This window comes from Sulfitobacter sediminis, assembly GCF_040811725.1.
Classification (GTDB): domain Bacteria; phylum Pseudomonadota; class Alphaproteobacteria; order Rhodobacterales; family Rhodobacteraceae; genus Sulfitobacter; species Sulfitobacter sediminis.
The window spans coordinates 48,748-63,191 of sequence record NZ_JBFNXX010000011.1 but is presented as its reverse complement, the minus strand read 5'-3'; the positions used below and the strand labels follow the sequence as shown (position 1 = coordinate 63,191).

The following is a 14,444-nucleotide window of genomic DNA, read 5'->3' as shown; positions in this document are numbered from 1 at the left end:
ATAGTCCGGCGAACCAAGGGGGTGTTTATGGGCAGCGATCTGAGAGACAAAGCATTGGCGGTGCGCCTGCGGGCCTACGCGCCCTATTCGCATTTCAAGGTGGGCGCGGCGGTGCGCGGGGAATCCGGCACCGTCTACGTGGGCTGCAACGTCGAGAACGCGGCATACCCCGAGGGCACCTGCGCCGAAGCGGGGGCTATAGCGGCGATGGTCGCGGCGGGCGAGACGCGGCTGATCGAGGCCTATGTCGTCGCCGAAAGCGGCGAGCCGGTCTCGCCCTGCGGTGGCTGCCGTCAGAAGCTGGCGGAATTCGGATGGGGCGATGTGCCGGTGACCATGGCCACTGTGGCAGGCAAGGAAAAGCACACCACGCTGGCAGAGCTGTTGCCCGGCGCCTTTGCCAGCCACGCGATGACATCCGGGGAAACATGAACGCCCGCGCGATCCTGGCAAAGCTGCGGCACCGGCAGACGCCCACGCGGGAGGAACTGGCGTGGATGGCGCAGGCGCTGGCCGATGGCGGCGTGAGTGACGCGCAGGCCGGGGCCTTTGCCATGGGCGTTTGCCTCAACGGGCTGTCCGATGTGGGGCGCGTGGCACTGACGCTGGCGATGCGGGATTCGGGGCGCGTGTTGTCCTGGAACCTGAATGGCCCGGTGCTGGACAAGCATTCCACGGGCGGCGTGGGCGACTGCGTGAGCCTCGTGCTGGCCCCGGCGCTGGCGGCCTGCGGGGCTTACGTGCCGATGATCTCTGGGCGCGGTCTGGGGCATACGGGGGGGACGCTCGACAAGCTGGAGGCGGTGCCGGGGCTGACCACGCAGCTTGACGAGGGGCGGCTCCGGGATGTGGTTGCCAAGGTGGGCTGCGCCATCGTGGGCGCGACCGCGGATATCGCGCCCGCCGACCGTCGGCTTTACGCGGTGCGCGACGTGTCCTCGACCGTCGACTCGCTCGACCTGATCACCGCCTCGATCCTGTCCAAGAAGCTGGCGGCGGGCCTTGATGGGCTGGTGCTGGATGTGAAGGTCGGCAGCGGCGCTTTCATGAAGACACGGGCCGAGGCGCAGGCGTTGGCCGAGGCGCTGACCAAGACCGCTAATGCCGCGAAATGCCGGACCACGGCGATCATCAGCGACATGAGCCAGCCTTTGGTGCCGTCGCTGGGCAACGCGCTGGAGGTGGCCGAGGTCATGCGCGTGCTGAACGGGCAGGCGACGGGGCCGATCGTGGATATCTGCGCGGCCCTGGGCGGGGTGCTTCTGACAAATGCAGGATTGGCGGGGGACGTGCAGGACGGGGCCGATGCCATCGTGCGCGCGATCCGGCAGGGCCATGCGGCCGAGCGTTTTGGCCGGATGCTGGCCGCACAGGGCGGGCCGGTGAGTTTCGTCGAAAACTGGCAGCGGTTCCTGCCCGAGGCCACGGTAATCCGCGAGGTGAAGGCGGAAGAGGACGGCTATGTCGCCCGGATCGACGGCGAGGCGCTGGGGCTGGCGGTCGTGGGCCTTGGCGGCGGCCGGGTGGTCGAGAGCGACCGGGTCGATCCTGCGGTGGGCCTGTCGGACGTCGCCCGTCTGGGCGCGCGGGTGGCGAAGGGGCAACCGCTGGCGGTGATCCACGCCAGCCGGTCGGACGAGGCGGAGGCCGCGCAGCGCGCGGTGCGCGATGCGATCACGCTGAGCGGATCATCCCCGCGCGTGCCGGACCTGATCCTTGAAAGGGTGGGCTGATGCCCCGCGCCTTTCTCGTGGTGATGGATTCGGTGGGCATCGGCGGGGCGCCGGATGCGGACCGGTTCTTTAACGGCACGGTGCCGGATACGGGGGCGAATACCTTCGGTCATATCGCGCAGGCCTGCGCGGCGGGGCGGGCCGAGGAAGGGCGCAGCGGGTCCTTGGACGTGCCGCATCTGGCAAAGCTTGGCATCGGCGGGGCCTTGCGGCTGGCGAGCGGAATGGAGGTCAATGGACTCGCGCCGGGATCAGAAGCCTGTTTCGCCGCCGCCACGGAGACCTCGAAAGGCAAGGACACGCCTTCGGGTCACTGGGAACTGGCCGGGTTGCCGGTACCCTGGGAATGGCATTTCTTTCCCGACACGCAGCCCGCCTTTCCGCCTGAGCTGACTGCCCATGTCGCCAAGATGGCCGGCACCGAAGGCATCCTTGGCGACCGCCATGCCCCCGGCACGGCGATCATCGAGGACCTGGGTGCCGAGCACATCCGGACCGGCTGGCCGATCTGCTATACCTCCGCCGACAGCGTTTTCCAGATCGCCGCGCATGAGGAACATTTCGGGCTGGAGCGGCTCTTGAAGCTGAGCAAGGACGTGGCCCCCTATCTGCATGGCATGAAAGTGGGCCGTGTGATCGCGCGGCCTTTCGTGGGATCGCCGGAGGAGGGGTTCACGCGCACCACGAACCGGCGCGACTTTGCCATCATGCCGCCCGCGCCGGTGCTGACCAACTGGGTGCAGGACGCGGGTCGTCGTGTCTACGCGGTGGGCAAGATCGGCGATATCTTTTCGATGCAGGGCATTGATGAGGTGCGCAAGGGCGATGACCGCGCGCTGATGGGGCACCTGGGGGATCTGGTGGAGAGTGCCAAGGACGGGTCGCTCACCTTCGCGAATTTCGTGGAATTCGACAGTGTCTACGGCCACCGCCGGGATGTGTCGGGCTACGCGCGGCACCTGGAGTGGTTCGATGCGGAGATCAGCAGGTTGCTGCCACGTTTGCGACCGGGCGACATGCTCGTGATCACGGCGGATCATGGCAATGATCCCACCTGGGTCGGGACGGACCACACGCGCGAACGGGTGCCGGTGCTGGTGGCGGGAGACGTGCCGGGGTCCATGGGCCTGATCGGGTTCAGTGACGTAGCCACGCTGGTCGCGGATCATCTTGGCGTGGCGCGGGGGTGAGAGCGCTGGGGCTCTGCCCCAGACCCCGGGACTTTATATGGCCAGAAAGAGGGGGCTGGCTTGCGCGGGGCGGCAAATCGGGCGACAAGGCCTGAGCAATTGAAGGAGCCGCCGCCATGTCCCTGAACCATGATCACCTCACCATCGTCGATCACCCGCTGGTGCAGCACAAGCTGACCATCATGCGCGACAAGCAGACGCCGACGGCGGTGTTCCGGCAGGTGCTGAAGGAAATCTCCCAGCTTCTGGCCTATGAGATCACGCGTGGGCTGCCGATGACCAGGAAAGCCATCGAGACGCCGATGCAGGAGATGGAGGCCCCGACGCTGGCGGGCAAGAAGCTGGCGCTGATCTCGATCCTGCGGGCGGGCAACGGATTGCTCGACGGGGTGCTGGAGTTGATCCCCTCGGCGCGGGTGGGTTTCGTGGGGCTTTACCGGGACGAGAAGACGCTGAAGCCGGTGCAGTATTATTTCAAGGTGCCGGAAGGGCTGGAGGACCGCATGGTAATCGTGGTCGATCCGATGCTGGCCACGGGCAATTCCTCGGTGGCGGCCATTGACCTGCTCAAGAAAGCCGGGGCGGATCATATCCGTTTTCTCTGCCTCTTGGCCGCACCCGAGGGCGTGGTGCGCATGAAGGAGGCGCACCCCGATGTGCCCATCGTGACGGCGGCGCTGGACGATGCGCTGAACGATGTGGGCTATATCACACCCGGCCTCGGGGATGCGGGCGACCGGATGTACGGGACGAAATAGCCCTGCGGCGAGTTATCCCCGGAAAAGCGCCCGGAGTGGGCGTTCAGACACTAGACTTGTGGTTGCACCTGGGGCATCCTGACTAAATCTGGTGTTTGGGGGCATGGGATGACATTGACGAGATTTCTGGCGATCCTGATAATGACGGCCAGCCTTGGCCTGGCGCTGAACACCGGGCGCGGTGAGGCGCAGATCCGCGAGCAGCAACCGGCGGAGTTCCCGCCCGCCTCCTACAAGGGCAAGCAATACGTCGACAGCGAGGGCTGCGTTTTCATCCGTGCGGGAATCGACGGCAACGTCACCTGGGTGCCGCGGGTGTCGCGGGACCGCAAGATCATCTGCGGGTTCCGCCCTTCGCTGGCCGGTGAGGCGCCCGCGGCGGAAGTCGTGCAGGCCCCCGCAACGGAGGCCCCCCAGATCACGCTGGATACACCCCAGCCCGCCGCACCCACGCAAAGCGTGAAGCCTGCCGCGCGCCAGGTCGCTGCAGCCCCGACGCCAACGCCCGCGCCCGCGTCGAAGCGCACCGCACCGAGGGTGGTGCGCCAGACCCCGCCCAAGCCCATGCCGCGCGCCGTGGTTCAGCCCCCCACACCGGTTCCGGCATCCCAGGTTCAGCCCACGGTCGGCGCGCCCACGGCCTGCCCCGGTGCCTCGGCCCTCTCGCGGCGCTACATGCGCGGGTCCGGCGTGCGTTGCGGCCCGCAGGGCGCGCCGGTGACGGGCTCCCGCGCCGTCGTCGCCTCTGCGGCGCCTCAGCCCGTGACGGTCCGGCGCAAGAGCGCGTCAGCCGCAGCCCCGACCGCACCCATGCAGGTCTCGCCCACCACGCGGATCGTGCCCAAACACGTGGCGATCAACCGCCAGAATACCACCAACGGCAAGGTGCCCGAAGGCTACGAGCTTGTCTGGGACGACGACCGTCTGAACCCGCACCGGACCGAGCAGAACCTCAAGGGCCGGTCCGAGATGCTGCTGGTCTGGACCCAGACCGTGCCGCGCCGCCTGATCAACCAGTCGAACGGGCGCGACGTGACCGCCTCGGTGCCGCTGGTCTATCCCTACACCAGCATTGCGCAGCAGCGCCGGGAGTTGGGCGAGGTGAAGATCGTGCAGCGGGACGGCAAGACGGTAAAGCGCGTGGTGCGCAACCCGACGGCCTATTCCTCGCGCTCGACCCCGAAGCAGCCCAAGGCGGCTCCGGTCGAGGCGTCTTTCGTCGGCAAGCGCTACGTGCAGATCGGGGCCTACCGCGACAAGGCCAATGCCGAACGCGCGGCGCGCAAGATCGCCCATATGGGAATGCGTGCCCGGATCAACCGGCACCGGCAGGGCGGCCAGACACTGATGATCGTGCAGGCGGGGCCCTTTGCCGAGCCCCAGATGGTCAAACAGGCGATGCTGAAACTGCGCGGGGCAGGGTACGGGCAGGCCGTCGCGCGCTGAGCGTTTCTTAGGTTTGGATTGAGGGCCAGTCGGCGCTGATCCGGCTGGCCATTTCCTCTGCCCAGAGGGTATAAAGCCGGGCGGAGGGGTGAAAGCCGTCGCTGGCCATGAGGGCGGGATCGAGCGGCAGTTCGAAGGGCACATGGGTGCAATCGGGCTGATCCGACAGGGCAGCGATGCGCGCGGTTTCAAGCTTGTCCGCGTGGCGGCCGAGGGTCCAGCGCAGCGGTTCGGGCAAAAGCGGGAAATACCGGATAGGCGGCATGCCGGAGAGGTAGATGCGCCTCGGTGCATGAAGCGCGCGCAGCCGGTCTAGCAGACGGTTCTGCTGCCGCACCCAGAGGGATGCGGGGACCAGCCGGGTTACGTCGTTCACACCAAGCGCCACGATCACCACGTCCATCGGTTGCGGCCTGGCCTCTGTCAGCCGTTCAAGCGTGCTGCGCGTCGTCGCCCCGGTCAGTGCGTCGAGGTGCCAATGGACCGTGTGGCGGTCGGAAAGCACCCTGGCAAGCTGGCCCGACAGCGCCTCGGCCTGATCGGCAACGCCGACCCCGGCGGCGGAACTGTCCCCGACGATAGCGAGCCGCAACGGTGGACCGTCGCCCATACGTCCGCTGCGCGGGCCTGCCGCTTCCGGCAGGCTCTGGGCGATGCGGCGCACCCGCAGGGCCTGCGCCACAAGCAGCGGCGAAAGGGCGAGGCGTGCGGCGGTATCGAGCATCCTCAGCTGCCGCAGATCGCCTGGAGCCGCAGCCAGTTCGCGTCGGAAATCAGCGGCTCGGTCAGCTTGCCGTTCATCGGGTCGCCCTCGATCAGCGACAGCGTGGTTTCGCCGGTGATATCACGGGCGTAGGCGTAGGGCGTGCTGCGCAGCGCCGCGCGCTCGAACCGGGCAAGCTGTGCGGCGAGGTCCGGCTTGGTGGCGGGTGCTGTCATCAGGTGCTCGGCATAAGCATCGAGCGCCGCCTCCGACAAGACCCCGGTGGTCAGCAGGCGAAAGTTTTCGCGCAGGCCCGCCACATTCAGCAGATCGCGCAGCGGGTCCGAGGCATCCCGGCGGCTGAGTTCGGTCACAATATAGCCCGCGGCCACGTCCGGCTCTTCGAAATCCTCCAGAACGCCCCGGTCGAGCAGGATCAGATCGCCCGGCAGATGCAGACTGTCCTGGGCCATGTCAGGCAGGACCGCAAGCCGCCCGGCTTGCAGGCGCGATGACAGAAGCGCGAGCGCGGCGAGGCCGCCGGTGTCTGAACAGACCGGCCCCGACACCCGCTCGATCCGCTTGAGAAGGGCGCGCCCGATCTCGACCCGTTTCACCTCGGGCACGACGCCAAGTGTGTGGTCCTGCAAAGCACCGGGCAGCCAGAAAACCGCCAGCCAGCCCACCAGCATCACCGAGGCCAGCACGCCCATCCAGCGCACCCGTCCCGGGCGGGGGCGCGATTTTTCGATGGCACGGCGCAGGGTTTCAATGGCCTCGATCATTTCGCCTTCGTTTTCGGGCAGTTCGACCGTTTCGGAGGGATCGCCGTCGGGATGAAAGATCGCTGGCGTCTTGCCGGGGTTCGCGCGTTCGACGGCCGCGAGGGACCAGTGGGTCAGGGCCTGGTCCTTGAGGTCGCTGATCACGAGTGTCGCGTCGCCGATGGAAACGATGACCTCGCGTCGCTGGGCATCGGGGCTGGCACGCCACAGGCCGGTTGCCTCAAGCCGCGCGTATTTCTTGAGCGCTGTCATGGGGTCTGCCGGTTGCCTCTCGTTTTATGCGTAGTTTAGCATCCGCCTGCGGCGGGGCAATGGGCGGGAGCATGAGGTGCAGATCGAAAAGGCGCAGGAAGCGGATTTGGAGGCGATTGCCGCGCTCTGGCACGCGGGGTGGCATCAGGCGCATGCGGAAGTCGTCTCGCCCGAACTCGTGGGGACGCGGACCCCTTCGGAATTCGCAGCGCGCACCGCGGCACATCTGGCGCAGACAAACGTGGCGCGCATAGACGGAGCCATGGCGGGGTTTTTCATGCTGGAGGGGGACGAGCTTTACCAGTTCTACGTGGACGCGGCCTTTCAGGGGCAGGGGGTGGCAGCGGCACTTATGGCCGAGGCCGAGGCAGCGCTCGCCGGACGGCTGGCATGGCTGGCCTGCAGCGTCGGGAATGACCGGGCGGCGGCGTTCTACGAAAAGGCGGGCTGGACGCGCGGTGCGGCGGAGGTCTATCCGGTCGAAACCGCAAGCGGGCCGCAGAGCGTGACCGCCTGGCGGTTCGAAAAGGATTTGCGGTAGCGGTTTGGAGCCTGCCGCCGCGCCCGTTGGCTCAGAGGTCTTTGGCGGCCTTCCTCAGCTCGAATTTCTGGATCTTGCCCGTCGACGTCTTGGGAAGCTCCTGAAACACCACCTTCTTCGGGGCCTTGAACCCCGCCAGTGTCTCGCGGGTGAAGGCGATCAGCCCGGCCTCGTCTGCCTCCGAACCGGGCTTCAGCTCGACAAAAGCGCAGGGCACCTCGCCCCATCTCTCGTCCGGTTTGGCCACCACGGCGGCAAGGTTTACGTCCGGATGCGCCATCAGCACGCCCTCGACCTCGACGGATGAGATGTTCTCGCCCCCCGAGATGATGATGTCCTTGGCGCGGTCGGCGATCTGGATGTAGCCGTCGGGGTGCTGCACTGCGATGTCGCCGGAGTGGAAATAGCCGCCTGCAAAGGATTCTTCGGTGGCCTTGGGGTTCTTGAGGTACCCTTTCATCACTGAATTGCCCCGGATCATGATTTCGCCCTGTGTCGTGCCGTCATGCGGCACTTCGTTCATTTCGGCGTCGGTGACGGTGATATGGTCCATCATCGGCATCGCCACGCCTTGCCGGGCCTTGATCGCCGCCTTGCCAGCCTGGTCGAGCCCATCCCACTCCCCGGCCTTCCAGATGCATTCGGTCACGTGGCCGTAGGTTTCGGTCAGCCCGTAGACCTGCGTGACGTTGAAGCCCAGTTTCTCGATCTTGGCGAGTGTCGCGGGGGCCGGGGGCGCGCCGGCGGTAAAGACCTCGACCGTGTGGTCGAAGGGGCGGCGTTCGGCGTCGGGGGCGTTGACGATCATGTTCAGCACGATGGGCGCGCCGCCGAAATGGGTGACACCTTCGTCCGCGATGGCATTGTAGATGTTGGACGCGGTAATGTCGCGGCAGCAGACCAGCGTGCCGCCAATCAACGGCATCATCCAGGTGTGGTTCCAGCCGTTGCAGTGAAAAAGCGGCACGATCTGCATGAAAACGGGATGCAGCACCATGCGCCAGCTGATCACCGTGCCCATGGTCATCAGGTAGGCCCCGCGATGGTGATAGACGACGCCCTTGGGCCGTCCGGTGGTGCCGGACGTGTAGTTGAGCGCGAGGCTTTCCCATTCGTCCTGCGGCATCTGCCATTCGTAGCCTTCGTCTCCCGTTTTTAGCAGGTCCTCGTAGGTCTGGTGGCGGCCCGAGGCAGGGAACTTCCCATCGGGCACCTCGATGATCGTCGGGGCCGCGCCCTCAATCTCGGCGCAGGCGGCTTCGGCGAGACCGAGAAATTCGGTATCGACCAGCACCACCTTCGCTCCGCCGTGATCGAAGATATAGGACACGGTGCCCACGTCGAGGCGGGTGTTGATCGTGTTCAGCACCGCCCCGCAGGCGGGCACGCCGAAATGCGCCTCGGCCTGGGCAGGGACGTTCGGCATGATGGTGGCGACCACCTCGCCCGACTTGACCCCCATACCAGCGAGCGCCGAGGCGAGTCGCGAGCAACGGGCGTGGTACTCGGCATAGCTGACCCGGTGGTCGCCGTAGACCACCGCCAGCCGGTCGGCAAAGACATCCGCCGCCCGGCGCAGGTGCGACAGCGGCGTGAGCGGCACGTAATTGGCCGTGCATTTGTCGAGACCGGTCTCGTCAGCCATCCATCCCATGTCGCATCCTCCCCGAATTGATGTCGTTCTGGCGCTTGAGTATTGCGGCAGGGGCGCGCATTTGGAAGGGTGATTTTCAAGGGAGACCGAGGTGAGCGCAGATACGATCAAGCCGGGACTGGCGGCGGTCTCGATCCTGGGGGGCATGGCGACGCTGGGCCTGACGGACAACTTCGTGCCCCATATCTCCGAGCGTGGATCGCTCTGGCAATTCCATTTCGTGCGCGCGCTGATGGCCTTGGGCATCCTCGCCGTGATCGTGGCACTGGGTTTCGGCAGCCTGCGGCCCCGGAGGCCCGTCGCGGTGGCCGGGCGGAGTTTCTTCCAGGCGGGCGCGATGCTGATCTATTTCGGGTGCCTGTCGGTGCTGCCCATCGGCGTGGTGGTGGCGGGGCTGTTCACCGCGCCCTTGTTCGTGGTGCTGATCTCGATCCTCTTCCAGGGCAAGCGCGTGGGCCCGTTCCGCTGGACGGCGGTGGTGATGGGGTTTCTGGGCGCGCTCATGGTGATCCGGCCAGACCCGTCCGCGCTCGATCCGGTGGCCTTCCTGCCGATCCTTGCCGGCCTTCTCTACGCTGTGGGTGCCGTCGCAACGCGCGCCTGGTGCGAGGGGGAAACGACAATGACCCTCACGGCGGGCTTTTTCGGGATGCTGGGTATCTTCGGCCTGATCGGGATCTTCACCGTGACGGGCGAGGCACCGCAGGGGCACGCGGGCTTTGTCCTGCGCAGCTGGGGGCCGCTCGATACGGAAATGCTCTTCTGGTTCGCGGTGCAGGCGGTGGGCTCGCTCATCGGGATCGGGCTGATCTTTCGCGGCTACCAGATGGGTGAAGCCAGCCAGGTGGCGGTGTTCGAATATTCGCTGCTGGTCTTCGCCAGCTTCTGGGCCTGGGTGCTGTGGGACCAGGGCGTGCCGATGCTGGCGCTCGCCGGGATGGTGCTGATCGCAGGCGCGGGCAGCATCATCGCCCTGCGCAGCGACACGCCCGTGCCCGCGGGCCGCGTGCCGGAGCCGGGCGCGTGATCATCAGCCCGGGGCGATCCTATATCTTCGTCCACGCCCCCAAGACTGGCGGCACCTCGCTGGCGCTGGCGCTCGAGGCGCGGGCGATGAAGGACGACATCATGCTCGGCGACACCCCCAAGGCGCTCAAGCGGCGGCGGCGCCTCAAGGGCGTGCAGGCTGCGGGGCGGCTCTGGAAACATGCGACGCTGGCCGATATCGAGGGGGTGGTGAGCCGGGATGAGATCGCCGGGATGTTCACCTTCACCCTCGTGCGTAACCCCTGGGACCGGGTGGTCAGCTATTACCACTGGCTGCGCGCGCAGGGTTTCGATCATCCCGCCACGCGCCTGGCAAAGTCAGCGTCCTTCGACGTCTTCCTTCAGGATCGCAGCACGCAGGCCAGTTTGCGCGACTGGCCCGCGCGGCGCTACATGACCGACGGCGCGGGGGGGGAGCGGGCGAACGCCTACATCCGGCTGGAGCATTTCGAGGAGGACGCGGCGCCGCTTTTCCGGCACCTCGGTTTCACACTCGAATTGCCGTACGAGAATACCTCAAGGCGCGATCGGGACCATCGTCCCTACTACACGGATGTTCTTCGGGAAATCGTGTCGGACTGCTGCGCCGAGGATATCGCGCGCTTCGGCTACCGCTTTGGCTAGGCCAGGGTTCAACCCGCAGTTCCCTTCAGTGTTTCCGCTTCATGGGCAATCGGGCAATCAGTCGCCGACTGTTCGCGCGTTGGCCGCGCTCTCTCAATAGTGCCTTAAATTCGACCCGAAGGCGCCAATGGAAGCGCGGCATGTAGCGGCGGGCCCGCTGCGGGGCCGCTGTCGCTGTGTGGTATCCGCTTGCCATCGCGCTGCCCGGGCGGTCCCATGGTCAGGGCCCAGAGAGATACCGTGGCGCCAGCCGCCCTTTCGGCGGGTGCTGCGGGCGAGGGGACCGGGTGAGAGGCGCGGTCCCCTTTTCCCACCGCGCCCGCCCGCGGCGTTGCCGTTTTGCCGCGCTCACGGTCATCACATCGTCAGGCGATGCGACGCCCGCGCACCGCCATCCATTCGGTGATCTGATCGAAGGGAAGCGGCCGCGAAAAATGGTAGCCCTGCAACGTGTCCACGCCGAGCGCCGTGAGGTTGCGCGCGATCTCGGCGCTTTCGACCCCTTCGGCCAGCACCTCGGTCTCGAGTGCCTTGCCGATCTCCACCACCGCCTTCAGCACCGCCTGCGCACCGCTGTCGGCGCGCCTGTCGGCGGCGGGTGCCACGATCCTGCGGTCGATCTTTAGGCAATCCGGGCGCACCCGGTAGAGCGCCATGACCGAGGCATGGCCCGAGCCGAAGTCGTCCACCTCGATCCGGATCCCGCTGTCGCGCAGCCGGTCGCTTGACGCATTGAAGGCGATCTTGGGGATGGTGACGCCCATCCCGGCCCAACGCTCCATATCCTTACGCACGTGGTGAAAGATGCACCTGTCGATCTCGGAGACTTTCTTCATCTGTTCGGCAAGCGGCAGGAAGGCACCGGGTGCAAGGATCGTACCATCGCGCCGGGGCCAGCGCGCCAGCACCTCGAGCCCAACCAGCCGCCCCGTGACCGCATCGACCTGCGGCTGGTAATAGGGCACGAAGATATCGTTCTCCAGCCCGCGCAACAGCGCGTCGGCAAGCCGCCTCTGCGCCACGATCTCCTGGTGCAGCGCGGGCGTGTAGAGCGCCGAATTGTCTCGGCCCGCCGCCTTCGCGCGATAAAGCGCGACATCGGCGGCGGCAAGGACGCCACGAGGGCTGAGGTCATCGGAAATGTCGAGATTGGAGGCCGACCCGAAGGACGCGCCGTAATGGCAGAGCCGTCCATTGTAGTGAAACGGCTTTCGGATCTGCGCGGCGATCTTCGTGGCGAGGGTCTCGGCATGGGCGAGGTTTGCCTCCTTCGGCGCCATGACGACGAATTCATCTCCGCCGATCCGCGCGGCGAGGCGTTGATCAAGCTTTGTTTCCTTAAGAATCTTGGCGACATGCTTGAGCACCTCGTCGCCCGCGTCGTGGCCAAAGGTGTCGTTGACGTATTTGAAGTGATCGAGGTCGATCCGCAGCAGCGTGCAGGGCCCGTCGTTTGCGGCGGCCAGCGCCAGATCGAACGCCCGGCGATTGGGCAGGCCGGTCAGCGGATCGTTCAGGGCCTGATGATTGGCCTCTTTCTGAGCGGCGGAAAGCCGTTCGGTGAGCGTGTGCAGCTCTTCTTTCTGACGGTGGATTTCCGTCTGGTCGGCGGTCACGATCACGACTCCGTCGCCGCTGTCGACCCGCGCCGCCGAAAGGCGGACGAAGCGGCCGTCATCAAAGCGGATATCGGCCTTGGTACCTTCCATGATCCGTGCCGCAAGCTGGCCCGTGGTGAGGGTCACGTCCTCGGCGCGGATTTCGACAATGCGGCCCGACGAGACGGCGATGCGCAGGATTTCGTCGATGAAGCGGCCTTCGAGGTTCTCCACGCCGAAGGCCGCTGCAAAGCTGGGGTTCCACTCCTCGATCCTGCCCGAGATGTCGAGTACGCCAAGCCCCTCGCGCGCATCGCGGATCGCGCGGCGAAACCGTGTCTGGTCCCGCAGCCGCTCGGCCTCGGTTCCGCGCAGGATCTCCATCGTGCGCCGGCGCATCTGCAGGCCCACCGCCCCACAGGCCAGAAGCAGCATCGCGATGCCCATCGTGGCAATCCGCACCGCCCGCCCTTCGACGCTTTCGAGCCGATCGAGCACCGGAAAGATGCGATCGGCGGTTTCCGACGAGAGAATGAGACGGTTGGCGATTGCCGCGAAGGCAAAGCCGGTCGGCGCTGACGGATCACCGGCCAGAACCAGGTACCGTCCGGCTTCTCGCAACAGGCTTTCGTTCCGCTCGCACAGGTCGAACAAAGAGGTGCCGACGATCAGGCGCACCGCCCGCCGCTCCATGCGCGAGTTGGACGCTCGGCACCATGCCGCGCTTTTCTGCAGGGCCCGCAGCCTTCCCGAGACGGCGATCCTGCGTGCGGGCGACTGCAGCGACCCGGTCCGCTGGATCGACGTGAGCAGCTCGAAGGTGGCGTCACGTTGCAGGTAGTTTGCCTTATGCAGTCCGCTGACCCGCTGCAGGATACCGTATCCCGCAAAGGACAGAGCCGTCGACAACAACACGCCGAACATGAAGATACCGAAAACCGTTCTGCCCGAAATACCGGTCACATCGCGCCCTGCTCGTTTCTCCACTGCGCCACTTGATAGGGGCGAAGGGTTTCAAGGATGTTGACGACTCGGCCCGAATGAGCCCGGTTCCGGTCTTTTCGTCTCCGCGCTGCCATTAACCTCCCGTTGCGACTGTCGCGATACCCTGTTCAGACCCACCGATTCTGGAGAGAACGATGCGATATGTCCTGCGATCTATGCTTGGCGCGATAGTGGCGGTTGTCATGTCCTCTGCCGCAATGGCGTCGGAGATCTTTCGCATCGCGCTGCCGGAATCGCCAACCGCCGAAACCGCCGCCTTCCTTCTCGCCCTTCAGCGGGCGGAAAGGGCGGGGCTTCCGGTCGAGGTGACAGTGCTCGCTGGGGAGGAGGCGGTGATCGATGCCGTTGCGTCCGGTATCGCCGACGCGGGCGTCGGCACCCCCTAAGCCGAGATCGCCTCGGGCACATCGCAACTGCGCGTGGTCTTTCAGCTGACGCGCCTGTCCTTCTTTCCCGTGGCCGCCGCGGAATACGAGCGCCTCGAAGACCTCGACGGCGTACCCATACTTCTGCATGCACCGGGCAGTGGTACCGATGCCATCGCCTCGGCGATCGAGAACCGTCTCGGCATCCGCTTCGCGTCCCGCGACTATATCGAGGGATCGGAGAACCGCGCCGTTGCCCTGATGACCGGCGCGGCACCCGCCGCGATCCTCGATCTGGCGAACCGGGACACGATACTCGCCATGGCGGGGGAGGATTTCCATGCGCTCCCGATGTTCGAGATCAAGGCCAGCGACGAGGTTCTCTTTGTCGGGCTGGAGGCATTGCAGTCCCATGCCGAAGCCGTCGATTTCCTGGTGAAGGTCGTCGATCAGACCTGGCACGATCTTTTCGACGATCACACCGTCGTTTCACGCGAACTGGCCGAGCCGACCGTTGCAGGGCCTTTGCCCGAAGACGTCCGCAGCAACCTGGACCTCTGGATGCTGCGCGCCGTGGAGGCCGGGATATTCCCACCGTCGCCGCATGACAAGAAAGGCCCGGCTCAGGCCGATCTCGAATGGTACCTGCCCAATCTCTCCCAGGTCGAAGCGGGGAGAGAGATTGAAAACTTCTGGGACTTCGGCCCGATTGAAGCCGCAAGCAGTCTGCACTGAGAGGTCAT

At 66.2% G+C, this 14,444-nt stretch carries 14 protein-coding genes; 10 read left to right on the top strand and 4 right to left on the bottom strand.

The window, feature by feature from the left end; genetic code table 11:
* Window positions 1–27: 27 nt before the first annotated feature.
* The 5 genes from AB2B41_RS14750 to AB2B41_RS14730 all read left to right on the top strand — a co-directional run bounded on the left by AB2B41_RS14750 (window position 28) and on the right by AB2B41_RS14730 (window position 5,127).
* The gene (locus AB2B41_RS14750; RefSeq protein WP_367878575.1) at window positions 28–432 is read left to right on the top strand and encodes a cytidine deaminase; all 405 of its coding nucleotides are present in this window, start codon (window positions 28–30) and stop codon (window positions 430–432) included.
* Entirely contained in the window at window positions 429–1,733 is a 1,305-nt protein-coding gene (locus AB2B41_RS14745; RefSeq protein ID WP_367878574.1) for a thymidine phosphorylase, read from the top strand. The genes AB2B41_RS14750 and AB2B41_RS14745 overlap by 4 nt, the downstream gene beginning before the upstream one ends.
* Window positions 1,733–2,923, top strand: coding sequence for a phosphopentomutase (locus AB2B41_RS14740; protein WP_367878573.1), 1,191 nt, complete (start codon window positions 1,733–1,735; stop codon window positions 2,921–2,923). Before AB2B41_RS14745 ends, AB2B41_RS14740 begins: the two co-directional genes overlap by 1 nt.
* A 116-nt stretch (window positions 2,924–3,039) precedes the next feature.
* Window positions 3,040–3,681, top strand: a complete 642-nt coding sequence (gene upp, locus AB2B41_RS14735; RefSeq protein ID WP_367878572.1) for a uracil phosphoribosyltransferase — start codon at window positions 3,040–3,042, stop codon at window positions 3,679–3,681.
* Window positions 3,682–3,789: 108 nt separating this feature from the next.
* Window positions 3,790–5,127, top strand: a complete 1,338-nt coding sequence (locus AB2B41_RS14730) for an SPOR domain-containing protein (protein WP_367878571.1) — start codon at window positions 3,790–3,792, stop codon at window positions 5,125–5,127.
* 7 nt (window positions 5,128–5,134) lie between these two features.
* Here AB2B41_RS14730 and AB2B41_RS14725 read toward each other — a convergent pair whose 3' ends face one another.
* Window positions 5,135–5,851, bottom strand: a complete 717-nt coding sequence (locus AB2B41_RS14725; protein ID WP_367878570.1) for an SGNH/GDSL hydrolase family protein — start codon at window positions 5,849–5,851, stop codon at window positions 5,135–5,137.
* Between the two features lie 2 nt (window positions 5,852–5,853).
* The gene (locus tag AB2B41_RS14720) at window positions 5,854–6,867 is read right to left on the bottom strand and encodes a hypothetical protein (RefSeq protein WP_367878569.1); all 1,014 of its coding nucleotides are present in this window, start codon (window positions 6,865–6,867) and stop codon (window positions 5,854–5,856) included.
* 76 nt (window positions 6,868–6,943) lie between these two features.
* Between AB2B41_RS14720 and AB2B41_RS14715 the strand changes: the two genes are divergently transcribed.
* Complete coding sequence (locus tag AB2B41_RS14715; RefSeq protein WP_367878568.1) at window positions 6,944–7,408, top strand: GNAT family N-acetyltransferase; 465 nt, start codon at window positions 6,944–6,946, stop codon at window positions 7,406–7,408.
* Between the two features lie 31 nt (window positions 7,409–7,439).
* On the opposite strand, the gene AB2B41_RS14710 is transcribed toward AB2B41_RS14715, so the two are convergent.
* Window positions 7,440–9,062, bottom strand: a complete 1,623-nt coding sequence (locus AB2B41_RS14710; RefSeq protein WP_367878567.1) for an AMP-binding protein — start codon at window positions 9,060–9,062, stop codon at window positions 7,440–7,442.
* A 91-nt stretch (window positions 9,063–9,153) separates the two neighbouring features.
* Between AB2B41_RS14710 and AB2B41_RS14705 the strand changes: the two genes are divergently transcribed.
* A complete protein-coding gene (locus tag AB2B41_RS14705; protein ID WP_367878566.1) occupies window positions 9,154–10,089 on the top strand; it encodes a DMT family transporter in 936 nt (311 codons plus the stop codon).
* On the top strand, window positions 10,086–10,733 hold the full coding sequence (locus AB2B41_RS14700; protein ID WP_367878565.1) for a sulfotransferase family 2 domain-containing protein: 648 nt from the start codon (window positions 10,086–10,088) through the stop codon (window positions 10,731–10,733). The genes AB2B41_RS14705 and AB2B41_RS14700 overlap by 4 nt, the downstream gene beginning before the upstream one ends.
* Before the next feature lie 365 nt (window positions 10,734–11,098).
* Here AB2B41_RS14700 and AB2B41_RS14695 read toward each other — a convergent pair whose 3' ends face one another.
* The gene (locus AB2B41_RS14695; RefSeq protein WP_367878564.1) at window positions 11,099–13,318 is read right to left on the bottom strand and encodes a putative bifunctional diguanylate cyclase/phosphodiesterase; all 2,220 of its coding nucleotides are present in this window, start codon (window positions 13,316–13,318) and stop codon (window positions 11,099–11,101) included.
* Between the two features lie 200 nt (window positions 13,319–13,518).
* On the opposite strand from AB2B41_RS14695, the gene AB2B41_RS14690 reads away from it, so the two are divergent.
* Window positions 13,519–13,722 (top strand): substrate-binding domain-containing protein, encoded by a 204-nt coding sequence (locus AB2B41_RS14690; RefSeq protein WP_367878563.1) that lies wholly within the window; start codon window positions 13,519–13,521, stop codon window positions 13,720–13,722.
* A 33-nt stretch (window positions 13,723–13,755) separates the two neighbouring features.
* Window positions 13,756–14,436 carry a hypothetical protein gene (locus AB2B41_RS14685; RefSeq protein ID WP_367878562.1) on the top strand — a complete coding sequence of 227 codons (681 nt, stop codon included), beginning with the start codon at window positions 13,756–13,758 and terminating at the stop codon, window positions 14,434–14,436.
* Window positions 14,437–14,444: the final 8 nt, after the last annotated feature.

Bases quoted from the DNA above. Each gene is read 5' to 3' on its own strand.
- AB2B41_RS14720 (WP_367878569.1), bottom strand. From the start codon at position 6,867: ATGACAGCGCTCAAGAAATACGCGCGGCTTGAGGCAACCGGCCTGTGG.
- AB2B41_RS14690 (WP_367878563.1), top strand. From the start codon at position 13,519: ATGTCCTCTGCCGCAATGGCGTCGGAGATCTTTCGCATCGCGCTGCCG.
- AB2B41_RS14710 (WP_367878567.1), bottom strand. From the start codon at position 9,062: ATGGGATGGATGGCTGACGAGACCGGTCTCGACAAATGCACGGCCAAT.
- AB2B41_RS14740 (WP_367878573.1), top strand. From the start codon at position 1,733: ATGCCCCGCGCCTTTCTCGTGGTGATGGATTCGGTGGGCATCGGCGGG.
- AB2B41_RS14745 (WP_367878574.1), top strand. From the start codon at position 429: ATGAACGCCCGCGCGATCCTGGCAAAGCTGCGGCACCGGCAGACGCCC.
- AB2B41_RS14725 (WP_367878570.1), bottom strand. From the start codon at position 5,851: ATGCTCGATACCGCCGCACGCCTCGCCCTTTCGCCGCTGCTTGTGGCG.
- upp (WP_367878572.1), top strand. From the start codon at position 3,040: ATGTCCCTGAACCATGATCACCTCACCATCGTCGATCACCCGCTGGTG.
- AB2B41_RS14730 (WP_367878571.1), top strand. From the start codon at position 3,790: ATGACATTGACGAGATTTCTGGCGATCCTGATAATGACGGCCAGCCTT.
- AB2B41_RS14750 (WP_367878575.1), top strand. From the start codon at position 28: ATGGGCAGCGATCTGAGAGACAAAGCATTGGCGGTGCGCCTGCGGGCC.